Source organism: Candidatus Symbiopectobacterium sp. NZEC135 (assembly GCF_025962695.1).
The window spans coordinates 1-1012 of sequence record NZ_JAGFPF010000709.1; the positions used below are offsets into that span (position 1 = coordinate 1).

A 1012-nucleotide genomic window follows, 5' to 3' on the forward strand; every position below is an offset into this window, starting at 1 on the left:
CGTTCAGCGTGTCGGCGGCCTGACGGAAACTGCCGGCCTCGATCACACGTACGAAGGTCTCCATGGCTTGCAGCCTGTCCATAGAATATCTCCTGGGAGCCGATACACGGGAGTGAAGCGTTTATTCCATCCCCCGCAGGGGAAAGACGTGTTTTATTATTGCATTTATTCGAATTATGAAAGTTACCCTGTCCGCTTTTTCATCTGCTTAGGTGATTCTAAGATACCGGGGTGTTGACGCATATCACAATGATATTCAGACAATGACTGTCAATAGACCGCTTTATGACCCGCAGGTAAGGTCGAATGCGAAATCCTTCATTTATTCGGAATGAGAAAATTATGGCAATGTTAAACAAGGAACCCGAACGCCGCGACCTGCTGGTCCTTGGGGCCGGCCAACTGGGGATGGCGGTACTGCGCGCACTCGCTCCACGTGCGGCCGCACTACGTCAGTCGGTCACGGTTATCGTCTCGCCGCATACACTCTCCAGTTCCACTCCCGGCAACATGGAGAGCCTTGATGCCCTGCGAGCGCTTGGAGTGGAGGTCATCGGCTTTGACCTGACCAGCGATGTCGCCGCCCTCCAGGTATTGTTCGAGCGCTATCGTACGGTGATCAATTGCACTGGCTTCGTGGCCGGTCCCGGTACCCAGCTCAAGATCACCCGCGCCGCATTGGATGCAGGCATTGAGCGCTACTTTCCCTGGCAGTTCGGCGTGGATTACGACGTGGTGGGGCAGGGCAGTGGCCAGCCGGTGTTCGACGAGCAATACGACGTGCGGCAACTGCTGCGCGCCCAGCGGCAGTCCGAGTGGGTGATCGTCTCCACGGGCATGTTCACCAGTTTCCTGTTCGAGCCAGAGTTCGACGTGGTGAATCTGACGGCGAGGACCATCCACGGTCTGGGCTCGTGGGACACCAAGGTCACGGTCACCACGCCGGAAGACATCGGCAGGCTCACCACGGAAATCCTGCTGGCTGAACCGCGCATCGTCGATCAGGTGGTAT

Annotated in this window: 1 protein-coding gene; it reads left to right on the forward strand. The window is 57.0% G+C overall.

Annotated features, from left to right (window positions below):
- Positions 1–342: 342 nt before the first annotated feature.
- Positions 343–1012 (forward strand): NmrA family NAD(P)-binding protein (locus J5224_RS29900; protein WP_413544746.1); only part of this gene is annotated, 670 nt, incomplete at its 3' end.